Source organism: Zavarzinia sp. CC-PAN008, assembly GCF_051903925.1.
Lineage (GTDB): Bacteria > Pseudomonadota > Alphaproteobacteria > Zavarziniales > Zavarziniaceae.
Map to the genome: position 1 here is coordinate 2268552 of NZ_CP173678.1, position 17113 is coordinate 2285664.

Below are 17113 nucleotides of genomic sequence, written 5' to 3' on the forward strand. Positions count from 1 at the left end.
GAAGTGTGGGCGCAGGCTGACTAGGGTTCGTGCCCACAAGATACAAATGGTCTTTGGAGGGGACATGGCAGGGTGGACAAGGGCGGCGCTGGCAGCCGCGCTGGTCCTGGGCGTTGGGCACGGCGCTTATGCCGATGATGCCGCGCGCCTGGGCAAGGCAGCCGAGATCGACGGCGCCCGGATCCAGAACGCCGAGAGCGAGCCGGGCAACTGGCTGGCCCACGGCCGGACCTATTCCGAGCAGCGCTACAGCCCGCTGGACCAGATCAACGACAAGAACGTCGGCGAACTGGGCCTGGGCTGGTATTTCGACACCCATACCGACCGCGGGCTGGAGGCCAGCCCGATCGTGGTCGACGGCATCATGTTCGCGTCCGGCTCGTGGTCGGTCGTCTTTGCCCTTGATGCCAAGACCGGCAAGCAGCTGTGGAAATACGATCCCGAGGTGCCGGGCGAATGGGCCAGGCGGGCCTGCTGCGACGTCGTCAACCGCGGCGTCGCCGTCTATGACGGGCGGGTCTATGTCGGCACGATCGACGGCCGCCTGGTCGCCCTGGACGCCAAGACCGGCCAGCCCGCGTGGGAGATCAACACGATCGACCGCGAGCGGCCCTATACCATCACCGGCGCACCGCGAATCGTGAACGGCAAGGTCATCATCGGCAATGGCGGTGCCGAACTGGGCGTGCGCGGCTACGTCTCGGCCTATGACGCCAAGACGGGCGAGATGGCCTGGCGCTTCTATACGGTGCCGGGCGACCCTTCGAAGCCGTTCGAGAATCCGGAGCTTGAAGCGGCGGCCAAGACCTGGTCCGGCGGCAAGTGGTGGGAAGTGGGCGGCGGCGGCACGGTCTGGGACTCGATGTCCTATGACCCGGAGCTGAACCTGCTCTATGTCGGCACGGGCAACGGCTCGCCCTGGTCGCGCGAACTGCGCAGCCCCGGTGGCGGCGACAACCTGTACCTGTCGTCGATCCTGGCCCTGAACCCCGATACCGGCCGCCTGGTCTGGTACTACCAGACGACGCCGGGCGACACCTGGGACTACACGGCGACCCAGCACCTGATGCTGGCCGACCTGCAGATCAACGGCGAGACCCGCAAGGTCATCATGCAGGCGCCGAAGAACGGCTTCTTCTACGTCCTGGACCGCGAGACGGGGAAGCTGATCTCGGCCGACAAGTACGTGCATGTCACCTGGGCCTCCCATGTCGACCTGGCGACGGGCCGGCCGGTCGAGACCGAGGAAGGCAGCCGCTGGGCCAACAAGCCGGAACTGGTCTTCCCCTCGCCCTATGGCGGCCACAACTGGCAGCCGATGGCGTTCAGCCCCAAGACCGGCTTCGTCTACATCCCCGCCATGGAGATCCCGTTCGTCTTCGGTCCGGACCCCAACTACCAGTACCGCCCCGGTGCCTGGAACCTGGGCACGCCGCTGTCGACCGAGCCGGTGGCCAACCCGGAGCCGGGCCCCGAACTGGTGGGCAAGGTGATCGCCTGGGACCCCGTCAGCAAGCGCGAGGCGTGGTCGGTCAAGTCGTGGGGCCCGTGGAACGGCGGATTGCTGGCGACAGCCGGAAACCTGATCTTCCAGGGCACGGGTGATGGCAAGGTGCGCGCGCTGAACGCCACCACGGGCGAGATCCTGTGGCAGGCGCCGGCCCAGACGGGCGTGATCGCACCGCCGGTCACCTACACGATCGACGGCGTGCAGCAGGTCTCGATCCTGGCCGGCTGGGGCGGTGCCTTTGGCCTGGCCGCCGGTGCCGCGGCAAAGGCGGCGCAGGTCAAGAGCGTGGGCCGCATCCTGACCTTTACGCTGGGCGGAAAGGAGACGCTGCCCCCGACCGAGATCGCGGCGCTGCAGCCCGAGCTGCCGGAGGGCGAGACTCCGGCCGATCAGGTGCGCAAGGGCCATGCGCTGTTCGGGCAGTTCTGCTCGGCCTGCCATGGCGCCGACGCGGTCGCGGGCGGCGTGATCCCCGACCTGCGCTATTCCTCGGCGGCGATCCATGCCTCGTGGCAGGACATCGTCATGGGCGGCATCCTGAAGGATCGCGGCATGGCCAGCTTTGCCGACCTGATCAAGGCCGAGGATGCTGACGCCATCCACGCCTATGTCATCTGGCGCGGCCGGCAGAACAGCGATGTGAGCGGCCCGCTGCCCACGAACTGAGCACGCATCCCCGCCCTGGCCGTTTGGCCGGGGCGGGCTCCTGGCGCCCGGTCCTCAGTGTGCGATGCTTGCATCGCCTGGTTTCCGGGCGCTTGATTGGTGGGTCATAGAACGGAGGGGCGCCACCATGACAATGGGCGAGGCGAAGGTCGGAAGCGACCCTCCGGCCGCCGCCCATGCGGGGGATCAGGATGCCCCCGGCGGCCCCGTGCCGACGCTTGACGACCTGCAGCACCGTCTTGCCCGCAGCCCCGTCATGCAGCAGTTCGTGGCGACGTGGCGTGGCCTGCGTGCCGGGGGCGTGGACCAGGGCGGGCTGATGCCCGAGCACGGGCGCTTCAACCCCATGCGTTTCGGCCGTACCCTGGCCTGGATCTCGCTGATGGACCTGGTCGACGACGACCACCTCATCTATCGCATCGCCGCCCGCGAACTGGAACAGGCCCTGGGCTATACGCTGAAGGGCGTCAACAGCCTGGACCACCTGATGCCGGAGCAGCGGCCGATCCGTATCTGGCGCTATGGCCAGGTGCTGGAGCAGCCCTGCGGCCTGTACGCGCTGCATTCCAGCAAGACGCGCCATGGCCTGGTCATCAATGGCGAACTGGTGGCGCTGCCGCTCAATACCAGCCGGGGCGGCCGGGGGCAGATCCTGACCTGTGGCGTGCCCCTGGGCGAGGCCGAGCAGGTGGCCGAGTTCACCGGCCCCGACCTGGGCCTGGCGCACACCCTGACCTTTGTCGATATCGGCGCAGGCGTGCCGCCCAGCCTGGTGCCGGCCGCCTGAACGGCCGCCCTATCGGTTCAAACTGTGGTGCACTAGGATCGACCCGGACGCGGCGCATTTGGGGCGTGTGTGGACGGAAGCCCGCACCATGCCTGGACGAGGTGGGGCGTGGGTGACGGCGTAGGATACCTGCTTTCCGTTCCAAGACGGACCACACTCGACAGGCTTCAGCAGACACTGGTCCAGACCGACACGCTGCGCGACTTCGTCGCCATCTGGCGCGACATGTGCCGGGGCGAGGTGGTGCCGCCGCGCGCGGGCTTCAATCCGCTGCGCTTTGGTGCCGCCACGCCGCACCTGTCCCTGCTGGAGATCCGCGGTCCCGACGATGTCCGCTTCCGCCTCGGCTCCCGCCTGGTGGAGGAGGCGATGGGCCGGTCGCTGACGTCGATCAGCCCGCTCGACCTGCTGGAGCCCGCGGAACGGCCGATCCGCTTCTGGCGCTACCAGCAGATCCTGCAACGGCCCTGCGGCTTCTACCAGCGCTCCAGCGTGACGACGCGGGGCCGGGTCGTGCGCTTTGGCGAGGTGCTGCTGCTGCCGCTGGGCCCCCGTCCCGGCGGCTTCGAGCAGATCCTGCACTGCGCCGATTCCTTTGCCCTGTCGACCGAGCTGGGCGACGAGCCGGGACCGGACCGCGGTTTGCCGCGCGACTTCTGCTTTGTCGACATCGGCGCCGGCACGCCGGAGGAGGATGCACCCCCGTCCTGACGGCGTCAGGCGCGCACGCCATTGCCCGGCGTGAACGTGGACGGCGTCAGCGTTGGCACCGATTCGGCCCGGTGGCGCAGCCAGAAGGCGGTGCGCGGGTCGGTCACGGAAAATCCCGCTTCCGCCCCCAGCTTGTGCGCGGCATCGATCGGCCAGTTCGGGTTGTAGATCAGCTCCCGCGCCAGCGCCGCCAGGTCGGCGGAGCCGTCGCGGATCAGCCGGTCGGCCTGTTCGGCGTGGACGATCAGGCCGACGGCCATGGCCAGGACCCCCGTCTCCCGCCGCAACTCGGCCGCATAGGCTGCCTGGTAGCCATAGGTCGCCTTCTGGCCGGAGGGCAGGGGCGAACCGGTCAGCCCGCCTGAGGTGCAGTCGATCACGTCGACCCCGCGCGCCATCAGAAGGCGGGTCAGCGCGATCGTGTCGGCCATGGTCCAGCCGGTGCGGTCGATGCAGGACAGGCGGACGAACAGGGGCTTGCCCGCCGGCCATTCCGCCCGCACCGCTTCGACGGTATCCAGCAGGAAGCGGGCGCGGTTGGCAAAGGAGCCGCCATAGACGTCGGTCCGCTGGTTCGAGGCCTCGCACAGGAAGGAGTGGATCAGGTAGCCGTGGGCGCTGTGCAGTTCGAGCACGTCATAGCCGCAGGCCTGGGCCCGTCGGGCCGCGTCGCCAAAGGCCTGGATCATGGCCTGTACCTCGGCCAGGGGCATCGCGCGGGGCGGCGTGTCGCCCGGGACGATGGGAATCGCGCTGGGGCCGGAGGGCTCCCACGCGTCCCAGTCGGTCATGTCGGGCGTGCGCTGCAGCACCCCGCGGCCGTCGATCGGCGTCGCCTGGCGGCCCTTGCGCCCGGCATGCATCAACTGGATGCCGGGCACCGCCCCGTTCGAGCGCATGATCGAGACCAGGCGCGTCAGCGGCGCGATGAAGGCGTCGTCCCAGATGCCGATGTCGCCAGGGGTTCCGCGGCCGGACGCCGCCACCGTCGTCCCTTCCTGGAAGACGAGGCCGGCGCCGCCATTGGCCAGCCGTCCCAGGTTCATCAGGTGCCAGTCGGTCGGGAAGCCGTCCTGCCCCGAGTACTGCCACATCGGCGCCACCACGATGCGGTTCTTCAGCACGACGTCGCGGATCCGCAGGTCCGTGAACAGGTGCGGCTGGGTCATGGTCATTCTCCCGTGTCGTTCTTCTTTCATGGCCGGATCGCTGGCCCGGCGGGCACTCCCCCGAACCGGCGCTTCAGCGCTTCCAGCAGCAGGAGGATAGCGCCACCGGCGCCTAGCGCGACCGCGATATCGTCCGGGTGCAGCGGCCCGAAATGAAACAGGTCGCGGACCGCCGGCACCGCGATCACCAGCGCCAGGATGGCGAAGGTCGCGGCCGAGACCGCCCAGAGCGCCCGATTGCGCCGACGGAACGCCGTGCGGAGCGACGATCCGCGGGCCCGGTTCACCAGGACCAGGCCCAGATTGGCGACGACCAGGGTCGCAAAGGCCAGCGTGCGCGCCTCCGTTTCCGGCTGGCCGCTGTCCAGCGCCAGGATGAAGAGGCTGGCGACCAGGGCCAGGACCAGCAGGCCCTGCAGCACGGCCCAGCCGACCTGGCCCGCGCCGAACAGCGCCTGGTCCGCGGCGCGCGGCGGCCGGCTCATGATGTCGCCCTCCTCCGTCTCCGCCTCGAACACGATCGAGCACATGGGGTCGATCACCAGTTCCAGGAAGGCGATGTGCAGCGGCCAAAGGATCAGCGGCAGGCCCAGCACCAGCGGCAGCAGCGCCAGCCCCGCGATGGGGACGTGGACGGCAAAGATGTAGGCCATCGCCTTGCGCAGGTTGTCATAGATCCTGCGGCCCAGGCGGACGGCATCGACGATCGCCGCGAAGTCGTCGTCGAGCAGGACCAGGGAGGATGCCTCGCGCGCGACGTCGGTGCCGCGTCCGCCCATGGCGATGCCGATATGGGCGGCCTTCAGCGACGGCGCGTCATTGACGCCATCCCCGGTCATGGCGACCACCTCGCCATTGGCCTTCAGCGCCTGGACGATGCGCAGCTTCTGCTCCGGCATGGTCCGGGCAAAGACGGTCGCCTGGCGCACGCACGCCGCCAGCGCCGCGTCGTCCATCGCGTCGAGATCCGCGCCGGTGACGACCGCGCCTGGTGCCAGCCCTGCCTGTTCGGCGATGGCGCGGGCTGTCGCGGGATAGTCGCCGGTGATCATCAGGACCCGGATGCCGGCGGAGCGGCACTCGCGCACGGCGTCCGGCACCGTCGGCCGCAGCGGATCGGCCAGCCCGACCAGGCCCAGGAAGCGGAAGGGCAGGCCGCGTGCCGTCCCTGGCAGGATCGCGCCCGGCGGCAGGTCGGCCACGGCCACGCCCAGCACCCGCATGCCGCGCGCGGCCATGGCATCCACTATCGCGGCCAGACCCGCATGCTCGGCCGGCGGCAGGCCACACAGGGTGGCGACCGCTTCCGGCGCCCCCTTTGTCGCAGCCAGCAGGCCAAGGCCATCCGCCCGCTGCCACACATGCGTCACCGCCAGCAGGTCGGCCCGCAGGCCGTATTCCTGGACCGGCACCAGGCCCGTCGCGGCAGCCGCGCCGTGATCGTGAGGCTGTTCCCGCCCCAGGGCGTGGAAGGCCTTTTCCATCGGATCGTAGGCATCGCGGGCACAGGCCAGGATGCCGTGCCGCAGCAACCCCGCCGCCGCGCCGGCGGGCGCGCCGTCGCCTGCCTGCCAGGCCGGGTCGGTGCCCGCCGGATGCAGCGCCACGATCGTCATGCGGTTCTGGGTCAGGGTCCCCGTCTTGTCCGTGCACAGCACCGTGGCGGCGCCCAGCGTCTCGATCGCCGCGACCTGCCGGGTCAGGACCCGTGCCTTTGAAATGCGCCAGGCGCCCATGACCATGAACACGGTCAGGACCAGGGGGAACTCCTCGGGCAGCATGGACATGCCCAGGGCGATGCCGCTCAGCACCGCTTCCAGCCAGTTTCCGCGCAGCAGGCCATAGAGCGGCACGACCAGGGCGGCCAGGCTGAGGCTGACAAGGGCAAAGCCGCGGACCAGGCGCCGCGTCTCCCGCCGCAGGCGCGGCGGCTCGGTCTCGATCCCGGCGATGGCGCTGCCAATGCGGCCGATCTCGCTGCGGAGCCCCGTCGCCGTGACCACCGCGCGGCCGCGACCCCGCACGACCAGGCTGCCGGCAAAGACCAGTGGCAGGTCGTCGCCACCGGGCCGGCCCTGCGCGGCCCCCGCGGTGGAGGCGACCTTGCGCACCGGAACGGCCTCCCCCGTCAGAAGGGATTCGTCGGTCGCCAGGTCGTGCGCGGCCAGGAGGACGGCATCCGCCGGCACGCGGTCGCCCTCCGCCAGCAGGACCAGGTCGCCGCGCACCAGGTCAGCACCGGCGATGCGCACTTCGCGCCCGTCGCGGATGACCAGGGCGCGCGGGCTGGTCAGGTCGCGCAGGCTGTCCAGCACGCGCTCGGTCCGCACCTCCTGCACGATGGCGATCCCGACCGAGGTGCAGGCGAACAGGAACAGGATCAGCGCCTCGCTCAGTTCCCCCAGGATCAGGTAGACCGCACCCGCCCCCAGCAGGAGCGCGAACATCGGCTCGCGCAGGACCTGGAGGACGATGCCCAGCGGCGTGCGCTTCTCTGGCCGGGGCAGCAGGTTCGGCCCCTCGCTGCGCAGTCGCGCACGCGCCTCCGCGGTGCTCAGCCCGCCGTCGGGGATGCGGTCCAAGCTGGCGGGGAGCGGGTTCGGCATGCGGCGCTCAGAAGTCCAGGAACTGCTTTTCCGCCAGGTCGCGCAGCAGGGCGGTCACGTCGCGGGCAATCAGCTCGCGCGGGGCCTGGAAGCGGCTGGCAAGGTCGTCGATCACGGCACCCAGCGTGCGTTGCCCATCCACCGTCTTCAGGATCTCCGCCGCGATCTGGTCCAGCATGAAGACCCGTTCCGGTGCCAGGAGGACCCAGCTGCCGCGGGCCTCGTCATGGCGCAGCTTCACGAATCGGGGCAGGCGGGGAATGCTGTCCTCTGTCAGGTCGGCCGCGTCGGTCATGGCGTTTGCGGCCCCAGGAAGACGCCCGGCGGGACGTGCCCCGGCGCGACATAGGCGTGGTAGAGCGCATCCAGCTGGGCCCACAGCACGTCGCACTTGAAGCGCAGGGCGGCACAGACCGCCTCCTCAAGCTCGGGCGTGGTCGCGTGCAGGCGGACATAGTCCAGCGCATAGTCGGCATCGCGCGGCGCCTGGGTCAGGCGATTGTTGAAATAGGCCAGCGTCTCCGGCTTCACGAAGTCATAGGCCTTGAGCATCCCCGATACCCGGTCGCGGATGATGGTGGGCGAGAACATCTCGGTCAGCGACGAAGCGACCGCCTCCAGCAGGCTGCGCTCGGCCACGAAATGGACATAGGCATCCACCGCGAACTTCGTCGCCGGCAGGATGCCCTGTTCCGACACGACATAGTCGCGGTCCAACCCTAAGCCGTCGGTCAGCTTGAGCCAGCGCTCGATGCCGCCGTCGGCCGCACTCTCGCCGTCATGGTCGACCAGGCGCTGGCGCCAGATCCGCCGCAATTCCGGGTCGTGCGCCCGCGCCATCAGGGCCGAGTCCTTCAGCGGGATGCGCGTCTGGTAGTAGTAGCGGTTCAGCGCCCAGGCCTGGACCTGCTGCAGGTTCAGCTGGCCCGAATGCAGCATGTGGTGGAACGGGTGCAGCGCGTGGTAGCGCGCCGCCCCGATTGCGCGCAGGCGGTCCTCAAGAGTGCTCACAGGTTCAGCTCCATCCCGTCTTCGGCCACGCGCCAGCCGGCCTGCTCCAGCGCCTGACGCTGGGGCGAGTATCGGTCAAGGACGGGGTTCGAGTTGTTGATATGGATGAAAAAGCGCTGGCTGCAGGCAACATCCGCCAGCCGCGCGATGGCCCCTTCCGGCCCCGACATCGACACATGGCCCATGCGCCGCCCGGTCTTGGGGCCCAGGCCGGCTGCGACCATCTCGTCGTCCGACCACAGCGTGCCGTCCAGGAACAGCGCATCGACCCCGGCCAGGCGCTGCCGCACGGCGTCCGTCACCACGGCGCAGCCAGGCACATAGGCCAGGCGCCTTGTGCCGTCCTCGACCATCAGGCCGATGGCGTTCTCGCCCACCTCCGCCAGGTTGAGCTCGTCCTCGCGCCCCTCGAGATAGAGCGGCACCTTCCCCGGCACGGCAAAGGGCGTGATCCGCAGGGCAAGGCCGGCCGGGCGGAAGGGCTGGTCGAGCGCCACGGCATGGCGCGCGACCAGGTCGCGGTTCAGCACCTCGAAGATCGGGTTCGCGTCCAGCGTCGCCAGCACCCGCGCGGTGCCATACAGGGCAAAGGCCTGGCGCTCGCGCAGCGTCAGCAGGCCCGCGATCTTGTCCACGTCAGCACCGGTCAGGACCACGGCGGCGATGGGGCTGTCGCGCAGGGCCCGGCGGGGATGCAGGATCGGGTTGGCCAGGATCTGGCGCCCGATGTCGGGCGACGCGTCCAGCACGGCCCAGTCGCCGGAGCCGTCGCCGACGGCAAGCGAGGCCTGCGTGGCGATCGGGGTGGCCGGATCGCCGGCACGGGCGCGACGGCAATTGGGGCCATTGGAATTCCACTGCGGAAAGCCGCCGCCCGCCGCCGCGCCCAGCACGCGGACCTTCAGCATCCTGCCCGGTCGGTCATGGCCGTCCCGTCCCCTCCCGTTTTGTCTGGCTGGCCACTATCGTGGCTGGGGTACCGCGGCTCAAGCGTCGCCGGGCCGCAGGCGGATGCTCAAAGCGCGTGGCCGTCCTCGGGGAACAGGCCGGGATGGCTGGTCAGCAGGTCTTCGCGCAGGTCCGTCAGCGCCGGCTCGATGCCGGAGCGCGGGCGGGGCAAGTCCAGCGCCATGTCGGCCAGCAGGCGCGTCGGCCGCGGCGACAGGACCAGCAGGCGGTCGGCGACCAGCAGGGCGTCGTCCAGCCCGGCCACCATGACGATGCTGGTCAGGCCTGGCTTCCAGTGGGCCAGCAGCACCTCCCGGAACAGGCGCGCCGACGACGGGTCGATGTCGCGGCGCGGCGCATCGATCAGCAGCAGGTCCGGCTCCGTGCGCAGCGCCGCCACCAGCGCGTCGCGCCGGGACAGGGCCGGGGCGTCACGCCGGCCGCTGGCCGTAGCACTGGCCAGGCGACGGGCCAGGGGCATCGCCGCGGCCACGGGCGGCAGGACCAGGACGGCGCTGTCGGCAATGCCGATCGCATTGCTGCGCACGGTCTGGCTGTGCAGGTAGGCGATGTGCAGGTCGTGCGGCGGCGGCTGGATGCCGGCGGCGATCCCCGCCGCGGCCCGACCCTCCAGCCCGGCCAGCAGGTTCAGGATCGCCGTCTTGCCACAGCCGCGCGGACCCACCAGGCAGGCCATCTGCCCGGGGCCCAGGGTGAAGCGGATGTCGGAGGCGGGAAAGAAGGCCTGCGTGCGCGCGCCGTCGACCCGGCCCAGATGGACGCTGAGCGGATCCGGCGGGCGCAAGGCTACCCCCGGCCGACCGGCGCGCCGACGGGTCGCGGCGCCGGCTTCAGGAGTCGAGGCCCCAGAATGTGCCCTGCGGCACCGTCAACGGCTCGCCCAGCGCCTGGCCGGCGCGGCGCACCAGGTCGCGCGCGCGCTCGACCTCCAGCTCGCTCCAGGGTTCGCTGATGCCGCTGGTGAAGCTGCTGCGCAGGGCGTCGATGGTGCTGACCTGGAGCGTCCCCAGCATGGGACGCAGGTAGTCCCATTCGCCCGGCTCCGACCGCAGGACGCGCTGCGACGTGCCGATCGTGTCCAGCAGGCGGCGCAGCACGTCGGGGCGGCTGGCCGCGAAATCCTCGCGGAAGGCCAGGCCCGCCAGGGCGACGCCGCTGTCTATGCCCAGGCCGCGTTCGACCGCGTCAAGGTCGATCACGACGCGGAAGCCCTGGCTTTGCAGGCGCACGACCGATGGCCAGGGCAGCAGGGCGGCGTCCAGCCTGCCGGCGATCATCTCCTGCTCAACCTGACTGGGTCCCCAGTGCAGGCGCGAGCTTTGCGTCAGGTCCAGGCGGCTGACATGGGCGGCGGCAGCGCGCAGCAACAGCCAGGCGCCGTCGTCCTTGGGTCCGGCAATGCCGATCCGCTTGTCGACCAGGTCGGCGACGGCGCGGATATCGGAGCCGTCCGCCACGACCAGGGCCGAGGGCGCACCGCTGCCCAGCGGAACGAAGGTGATGGGCGCGCCGCGGCCGCGCTGCTTGGCGACCCACATCCAGTCCACGGCGACCAGGTCGACCGTGCCGTCGATCAGCGCCCGGCCCGCATCCTCGTCATTGCTGAAGCGCTGGATCTCGACGTCCAGGCCCTCGCGCTGGTCCAGCTGCTGGCCCTTGACGGTGTCAAGCTCGTAGCGCAGCGGGGCATCCAGCGCGTGGCCGACCCGCACCTTGTCCGCGGCCTGGGCCGCGGTCCCCAGGGGGGCCAGCACCAGCATCGTCGCCGCCCAAAGCACCGCCGTCCGCACCATCCCCGACACCGCCACTGAACGCATCTCCACCTCCATCGCGGGGGGAGTATGGCGCGAATCGCGGACATTCGCGACTGGGGTTAAGACGGGGATCGCAGAATGAGAGACTCTTGGCGAAGGCGTTGGAAATATGCTCCGGTGCCGCCATGGATCCGATCGAGGAAGCGGGTGCTGCCCTGCGGGCAGGCGACCTGGCGCGGGCCGAACGGCTGTTCCGCGCAGGCGGCGACGATCCCCGCGCGCTGCATGGAATGGGGATTGTCGCGCTGCAGCGGGGCGATGCGCGCGGGGCCTCCCGCCTCCTGGGCCAGGCCGTGCAGCGCCGGCCCAACGACCCGGCCCTGCTGTCAGACTTCGGCACTGCCTGCCTGATGGCGGGGGAGGCGCGGGCCGCGGTCCAGGGTTTCTCCCGCCTGGTGCAGGTTGCCCCCCGCTCGGCCGAGGCACAGTTCAACCTGGGCTGTGCCCTGGGCCTGGCGCAGCGGCCAGCGGAGGCGGAGGCCGCCTATCGCCGTGCCCTGGCGCTGGAGCCGGGGCGGCGGGATGCCGCCAACAACCTGGGCGGCGTGCTCCAGGCGCAGGGGAGGGTGGCAGAGGCGGTCGTCATCTGGCAGGAGGCGCTGGCGCGACAGCCCGATGACCCGGAACTGCTGGCCAACATGGCCCATGGGCTGGAGATGCTGAACCGGCTGCAGGAGGCGGAGGATGCCTGCATCCGCCTGCTGGCGCTGGTGCCGGATCATGCCCCGATCCTGCTGCTGCGTGCCCGCCTGGCGCGGCGGCGGGGCGACCTGGCCATCGCCCGCGCAGGCTTCGACGCCCTGCTGAGGGGGCGCCTGGCACCGGCGCTTGAGGCGGAGGCCCATGCCGAGCTGGCGCAGGTTCTAGACAAGCTGGGCGAGGCGCGGCCTGCCTTCCGCGCCGTGGCCAGGGCCAACGCCCTGCGCACGACGCTGCTGCAGGGCTTCGACCCGGCCCGCGCGCGGCGCCATGCCCAGGCCATGGCCGCCTGGTGGCGACCCGGCTGGACCGCGGGCCGGCAGCAGGCTGACGATCCGATTGACCCCGCCCCGGTCTTCTTCGTGGGCTTCCCGCGCTCCGGCACGACCCTGATGGAGGAGATGCTGGCCGCCCATCCGGCATTGGCCACGACGGGCGAGCGCAGCCCGCTGGAGGCGGTGCTGGCGCCGCTGCGCCAAGGCCTCGCCTCGGGCGCCTATCCCGCCAGCCTGGAAGCGCTGGACGCGGGCGAGGTGGCGGCCCTGCGTCGTGGCTTCCGGGAGGAGACGGCCCGTATCCTGGGGCCGCAGGGCAGGGCCAAGCGCCTGGTCGACAAGCTGCCGCTGAACCTGATCGACCTGGGCGCGATCGAACTGCTGCTGCCGGAGGCGCGCGTGCTGGTCGCGCTGCGCGATCCGCGCGATGTCTGCCTGTCCTGCTTCATGCAGGATTTCGAGCCGAACGACGCCATGGCCAACTTCCTGGACCTGGGCAGTACGGCCGCCTTCTACGCCGACGTGATGGGCCTGTGGCTGCGCTATCGCGACGGCTTGGCGCTGCCCGTTCTGGATTACCGGTACGAGGACCTGATCGGCGACGTGGCGGGCACGGTGCGCCGCGTCCTCGACTTCATCGGCGAGCCGTTCGACCCCGCCGTGCTGACCTACCGCGACCGGATGACCAGCCGCTATGTCGCAACCCCCAGCCGCGATGCCGTGACCCAACCGATCAACCGGAAGGCCATCGGCCGCTGGCACGCCTATGCCGAAGACCTGGCCCCCATCCTGCCTGTCCTGGCGCCGTTCGTGGAGGCGTTCGGGTACGAGGTTTAGGTTCGTACTCTCGCACTCAAGTGTATCGTGGTGGCCGCCATGGAGACGTCAGACCTGACCCTGCGCGACGCGACTGTCGAAGATGTCGTCGATCTGGTCGCCAGCATCGTTGACTGGCGCGATCACCGGGCGAAGTACGGACGGCGCGGACCCGTCACCCTTCACTATCGTCGGATGGCCGACGCCGAGATGAGCCTGCACAATCGGCTGCGCGACGCTGGCGAGGCACTCAACCGTCTCGGCGGTCTCAGCCCGATGCGCAGAGCGTACTTCGCCGCCGTTCGGCAGCACGGCCCCAGGGCGGAGATCATCGTACGCTCGGCATGGCGGGGCATCGGGTCCTGGCGATACTGACCCTGCCGTCGTTCACCAATCGATTCGGGCGTCACGCCGCCTGGGCGGGGGCGGCGACGAGTTCGACGATGTCGGCCATGATCTGGTCCAGGCGATAGTCCTTGGGCGTGTAGACGCGGGCAACACCCGCGGCCCGCAGCGTCGCCTCGTCCTCCGGCGGGATGATGCCGCCGACGACCACGGGCACGTCGCCAAGGCCGGCCGCACGCATCCGCTCCATCGTGTCCGTCACCAGCGCCACGTGGCTGCCTGACAGGATCGACAGGCCGACGACGTGCACGCCTTCCTCAAGTGCCGCATTGACGATCTGCGCGGGCGTCGAGCGGATGCCTTCGTAGACCACTTCCATCCCCGCATCGCGCGCCCGCACGGCGATCTGCTCGGCACCGTTGGAATGGCCGTCCAGGCCGGGCTTGCCGACCAGGAACTTGATGCGCCGGCCAAGCTCGGCGGAAACCGCCTCGACCCGCTCGCGCACCGGCGCCAGGTCGCCGGTCGCGGTCGACGCACTGCGGCCGACGCCGGTCGGCGCGCGGTATTCGCCAAAGACCTCGCGCAGGGTGGCACCCCATTCGCCCGTCGTGACGCCGGCGTGGGCGCAGGCGATGGACGGCTCCATCACGTTGCGCCCCTCGGCCGCTGCGGCGCGCAGGCTCGCCAGCGCCTTGGCCACCGCCGCCGAATCGCGGGCGCTGCGCCAGGCCTTCAGGCGCTCGACCTGTTCCGCCTCGACCTTGTCATCGACCACCAGGATGGCGCCGGCGCCGCTGGCGGCCAGTGGGCTCTCCGCCGTCTCGGTAAACCTGTTCACGCCGACCACGGTCATCGCGCCTGATTCGATCTCGCCCAGCCGCTTGCTGTTCGATTCGACCAGCCTCGACTTCATGTAGCTGGACTCGACCGCGGCAATGGCACCGCCCATCGCCTCGATCCGGGCGATCTCGGCCCGCGCCTCGGCCTTCAGCGCCTCGACCTTGGCCTCGACCACGGGGGAGCCGTCGAACAGGTCCGGGTATTCCAGCAGGTCGGTCTCGAACGCCAGGATCTGCTGGCAGCGCAGCGACCATTGCTGGTCCCAGGGCCGCGGCAGGCCCAAAGCCTCGTTCCAGGCGGGCAGCTGGACCGAGCGGGCGCGCGCCGACTTGCTCAGCGTCACGGCCAGCATCTCGAGCAGGATGCGGTAGACGTTGTTCTCCGGCTGCTGCTCGGTCAGGCCCAGCGAATTGACCTGCACGCCATAGCGGAAGCGACGCAGCTTCTCGTCCGCAACGCCATAGCGCTCCTTCGTGATCTCGTCCCACAGCTCGGTGAAGGCCCGCATCTTGCAGATCTCGGTCACGAAGCGGATGCCGGCGTTCACGAAGAAGCTGATGCGGCCCACGACCTGCGGGAACTGGCTGTCCGGCACCTGGCCGCTGGCCTTGACCGTGTCGAGGACGGCGATGGCGGTCGCCAGGGCAAAGGACAGTTCCTGGACCGGCGTCGCCCCTGCCTCCTGCAGGTGATAGGAGCAGACGTTCATCGGGTTCCACTTGGGCACCTGGGCCACCGAGAATCCGATCGTGTCCGAGATCAGCCGCATCGAGGGCTGTGGCGGGAAGATGTAGGTCCCGCGCGAGAGGTACTCTTTGATGATGTCGTTCTGCGTCGTCCCCTGGAGCGCGGCGCGGGGCGCGCCCTGCTCCTCGGCCACCGCGATGTAGAGCGCCAGCAGCCAGGCGGCGGTCGCATTGATCGTCATCGAGGTGTTCATCCGCTCAAGCGGGATCCCCTCGAACAGGGTGCGCATGTCCCCGATATGGCAGACGGGCACCCCCACCTTGCCCACCTCGCCGCGGGCCAGGACATGGTCGCTGTCATAGCCCGTCTGGGTCGGCAGGTCGAAAGCGACCGACAGGCCGGTCTGGCCGCGGGCCAGATTCGTCCGGTACAGCGCATTGGACGCGGCCGCGGACGAATGGCCGGAATAGGTGCGGATCAGCCAGGGCTGTTCCCGTGTCGTCGTCATGTCCGAAAACCCTCGCGCGTGCTGCGCCGCATTATGGCCTTGCCAGCAGGGATTTCACGGCGAATCATTCGAGGTCAACCGGTCCTGACCAATTCGGCGTCCGGCCAGCGCCCGCTGCATGTGCGATTGAAACGGTGTTTTTCTCGCAGGTGCGGTGCAGCGTCGCATTGGAACGCCTGGGTTGTCCTGCCTTTGTGTCGCGCCCTGAACCCGAATCCTGGCCTTGTCGGCCTGGCCATGCGGAGTGGAGATCCCCGATGAGCATCGCGCAAGCCGAGATCACGAGCGAACAGCCCGTCCTCAAGGACCTGTACGAAATCGGTGAGGTGCCGCCGCTCGGCCATGTGCCCAAGAACATGTACGCCTGGTGCATCCGGCGCGAGCGGCACGGCCCGCCAGAGGATGCGATGCAGGTCGAAGTGGTGCCGACCTGGGAGCTGGACAGCCACGACGTCCTCGTCCTCGTGATGGCGGCGGGCGTCAACTACAACGGTGTCTGGGCGGGCCTGGGCACGCCGGTTTCCCCGTTCGATGGCCACAAGCAGCCGTTCCACATCGCGGGCTCCGATGCGTCGGGCGTGATCTATGCCGTCGGCTCCAAGGTCACGCGCTGGAAGGTGGGGGACGAGGTCGTCATCCACTGCAACCAGGACGACGGCGACGACGAGGAGTGTAACGGCGGCGACCCGATGTTCTCGACCTCCCAGCGCATCTGGGGCTACGAGACGCCGGATGGGTCGTTCGCGCAGTTCTGCCGCGTCCAGGACCGGCAGCTGATGATCCGGCCCAAGCACCTGACCTGGGAGGAGGCGGCCTGCTACACGCTGACGCTGGCCACCGCGTATCGCATGCTGTTCGGCCATCGCCCGCACATCCTGCGCCCTGGCCAGAACGTGCTGGTGTGGGGTGCTTCGGGCGGCCTGGGCTCCATGGCCGTGCAGCTGATCTCGGTCGCCGGCGCCAATGCGATCGGCGTGATTTCCGATCCCACGAAGAAGGACTTCGTGCTGTCGCTGGGCGCCAAGGGCGTCATCAACCGCAACGACTTCAAGTGCTGGGGCCAGATGCCGATTGTCGGCACGCCCGAGTTCGATGCCTGGACCAAGGAAGCCCGCAAGTTCGGCAAGGCGATCTGGGACATCACGGGCAAGGGCAACGACGTCGACTTCGTCTTCGAACATCCGGGCGAGGCGACCTTCCCCGTGTCGTGCCTGGTCGTGAAGCGTGGCGGCATGGTCGTGTTCTGCGCCGGCACCACCGGCTACAACATCACCTTCGACGCGCGCTATGTCTGGATGCGGCAGAAGCGCGTGCAGGGCAGCCACTTCGCCAACCTGCTGCAGGCCAGCCAGGCCAACCAGCTGGTGGTCGAGCGGCGGCTCGACCCTTGCATGTCGGAAGTCTTCGCCTGGGACGACATCCCGCGCGCCCACACCAAGATGTGGAAGAACCAGCACAAGCCAGGGAACATGGCCGTGCTCGTCACCGCCTCGCAGCCCGGCCTGCGCACGGTCGAGGACGTGATCGAAGCCTATCAGGGTTGATCGGCAGGGAGCAGGCCCCGGGTGCTCCAGGGGCCTTCCCCGCACGTAGATGCAGATGCTTCGAGACGCGTCCCTGCAGGCCGCTCCTCAGCATGACGCCGTTGGGATATGGGGCCCTCTCTCCCAAGGTCGTCATCCTGAGGAGGCCGTAGG

General features: G+C 69.8%; 14 protein-coding genes. 6 read left to right on the forward strand and 8 right to left on the reverse strand.

Going from position 1 to position 17113, the window contains the following annotated elements; all coding sequences use genetic code 11:
* Window positions 1-64: 64 nt before the first annotated feature.
* The 3 genes from ACI6GS_RS10655 (at window position 65) to ACI6GS_RS10665 (ending at window position 3674) form a co-directional block, all read left to right on the forward strand.
* Complete coding sequence (locus ACI6GS_RS10655; RefSeq protein WP_439817776.1) at window positions 65-2176, forward strand: PQQ-dependent dehydrogenase, methanol/ethanol family; 2112 nt, start codon at window positions 65-67, stop codon at window positions 2174-2176.
* Window positions 2177-2384: 208 nt separating this feature from the next.
* Window positions 2385-2963 (forward strand): PAS domain-containing protein, encoded by a 579-nt coding sequence (locus ACI6GS_RS10660; RefSeq protein WP_439817777.1) that lies wholly within the window; start codon window positions 2385-2387, stop codon window positions 2961-2963.
* A gap of 108 nt (window positions 2964-3071) precedes the next feature.
* On the forward strand, window positions 3072-3674 hold the full coding sequence (locus ACI6GS_RS10665) for a PAS domain-containing protein (protein ID WP_439817778.1): 603 nt from the start codon (window positions 3072-3074) through the stop codon (window positions 3672-3674).
* 5 nt (window positions 3675-3679) lie between these two features.
* Here the strand turns inward: ACI6GS_RS10665 and ACI6GS_RS10670 are convergent, their stop codons facing one another.
* The 7 genes from ACI6GS_RS10670 to ACI6GS_RS10700 all read right to left on the reverse strand — a co-directional run bounded on the left by ACI6GS_RS10670 (window position 3680) and on the right by ACI6GS_RS10700 (window position 11246).
* Window positions 3680-4843 carry an NADH:flavin oxidoreductase/NADH oxidase gene (locus ACI6GS_RS10670; RefSeq protein WP_439817779.1) on the reverse strand — a complete coding sequence of 388 codons (1164 nt, stop codon included), beginning with the start codon at window positions 4841-4843 and terminating at the stop codon, window positions 3680-3682.
* A 26-nt stretch (window positions 4844-4869) separates the two neighbouring features.
* Window positions 4870-7449, reverse strand: a complete 2580-nt coding sequence (locus ACI6GS_RS10675) for a cation-translocating P-type ATPase (RefSeq protein ID WP_439817780.1) — start codon at window positions 7447-7449, stop codon at window positions 4870-4872.
* A 7-nt stretch (window positions 7450-7456) separates the two neighbouring features.
* On the reverse strand, window positions 7457-7744 hold the full coding sequence (gene pqqD, locus ACI6GS_RS10680) for a pyrroloquinoline quinone biosynthesis peptide chaperone PqqD (RefSeq protein WP_439817781.1): 288 nt from the start codon (window positions 7742-7744) through the stop codon (window positions 7457-7459).
* A complete protein-coding gene (pqqC, locus tag ACI6GS_RS10685) occupies window positions 7741-8460 on the reverse strand; it encodes a pyrroloquinoline-quinone synthase PqqC (protein ID WP_439817782.1) in 720 nt (239 codons plus the stop codon). Before pqqC ends, pqqD begins: the two co-directional genes overlap by 4 nt.
* On the reverse strand, window positions 8457-9368 hold the full coding sequence (gene pqqB, locus ACI6GS_RS10690; RefSeq protein WP_439817783.1) for a pyrroloquinoline quinone biosynthesis protein PqqB: 912 nt from the start codon (window positions 9366-9368) through the stop codon (window positions 8457-8459). The genes pqqC and pqqB overlap by 4 nt, the downstream gene beginning before the upstream one ends.
* A gap of 107 nt (window positions 9369-9475) precedes the next feature.
* The gene (locus tag ACI6GS_RS10695) at window positions 9476-10213 is read right to left on the reverse strand and encodes an ATP-binding cassette domain-containing protein (RefSeq protein ID WP_439817784.1); all 738 of its coding nucleotides are present in this window, start codon (window positions 10211-10213) and stop codon (window positions 9476-9478) included.
* A gap of 46 nt (window positions 10214-10259) precedes the next feature.
* The gene (locus ACI6GS_RS10700) at window positions 10260-11246 is read right to left on the reverse strand and encodes an ABC transporter substrate-binding protein (protein ID WP_439817785.1); all 987 of its coding nucleotides are present in this window, start codon (window positions 11244-11246) and stop codon (window positions 10260-10262) included.
* Window positions 11247-11368: 122 nt separating this feature from the next.
* On the opposite strand from ACI6GS_RS10700, the gene ACI6GS_RS10705 reads away from it, so the two are divergent.
* Window positions 11369-13054 (forward strand): sulfotransferase, encoded by a 1686-nt coding sequence (locus tag ACI6GS_RS10705; RefSeq protein ID WP_439817786.1) that lies wholly within the window; start codon window positions 11369-11371, stop codon window positions 13052-13054.
* 39 nt (window positions 13055-13093) lie between these two features.
* Window positions 13094-13408, forward strand: a complete 315-nt coding sequence (locus tag ACI6GS_RS10710) for a hypothetical protein (protein ID WP_439817787.1) — start codon at window positions 13094-13096, stop codon at window positions 13406-13408.
* 31 nt (window positions 13409-13439) lie between these two features.
* On the opposite strand, the gene ACI6GS_RS10715 is transcribed toward ACI6GS_RS10710, so the two are convergent.
* Window positions 13440-15416 carry a methylmalonyl-CoA mutase family protein gene (locus ACI6GS_RS10715; protein ID WP_439817788.1) on the reverse strand — a complete coding sequence of 659 codons (1977 nt, stop codon included), beginning with the start codon at window positions 15414-15416 and terminating at the stop codon, window positions 13440-13442.
* A 257-nt stretch (window positions 15417-15673) separates the two neighbouring features.
* Here ACI6GS_RS10715 and ccrA point away from each other — a divergent pair, with 257 nt between their 5' ends.
* Entirely contained in the window at window positions 15674-16960 is a 1287-nt protein-coding gene (ccrA, locus tag ACI6GS_RS10720) for a crotonyl-CoA carboxylase/reductase (RefSeq protein ID WP_439817789.1), read from the forward strand.
* Window positions 16961-17113: the final 153 nt, after the last annotated feature.

Bases quoted from the DNA above. Each gene is read 5' to 3' on its own strand.
- ACI6GS_RS10655 (WP_439817776.1), top strand. From the start codon at position 65: ATGGCAGGGTGGACAAGGGCGGCGCTGGCAGCCGCGCTGGTCCTGGGC.
- ACI6GS_RS10670 (WP_439817779.1), bottom strand. From the start codon at position 4,843: ATGACCCAGCCGCACCTGTTCACGGACCTGCGGATCCGCGACGTCGTG.
- ACI6GS_RS10700 (WP_439817785.1), bottom strand. From the start codon at position 11,246: ATGCGTTCAGTGGCGGTGTCGGGGATGGTGCGGACGGCGGTGCTTTGG.
- ACI6GS_RS10710 (WP_439817787.1), top strand. From the start codon at position 13,094: ATGGAGACGTCAGACCTGACCCTGCGCGACGCGACTGTCGAAGATGTC.
- pqqD (WP_439817781.1), bottom strand. From the start codon at position 7,744: ATGACCGACGCGGCCGACCTGACAGAGGACAGCATTCCCCGCCTGCCC.
- pqqB (WP_439817783.1), bottom strand. From the start codon at position 9,368: ATGCTGAAGGTCCGCGTGCTGGGCGCGGCGGCGGGCGGCGGCTTTCCG.
- ACI6GS_RS10715 (WP_439817788.1), bottom strand. From the start codon at position 15,416: ATGACGACGACACGGGAACAGCCCTGGCTGATCCGCACCTATTCCGGC.
- ACI6GS_RS10675 (WP_439817780.1), bottom strand. From the start codon at position 7,449: ATGCCGAACCCGCTCCCCGCCAGCTTGGACCGCATCCCCGACGGCGGG.
- ccrA (WP_439817789.1), top strand. From the start codon at position 15,674: ATGAGCATCGCGCAAGCCGAGATCACGAGCGAACAGCCCGTCCTCAAG.
- ACI6GS_RS10705 (WP_439817786.1), top strand. From the start codon at position 11,369: ATGGATCCGATCGAGGAAGCGGGTGCTGCCCTGCGGGCAGGCGACCTG.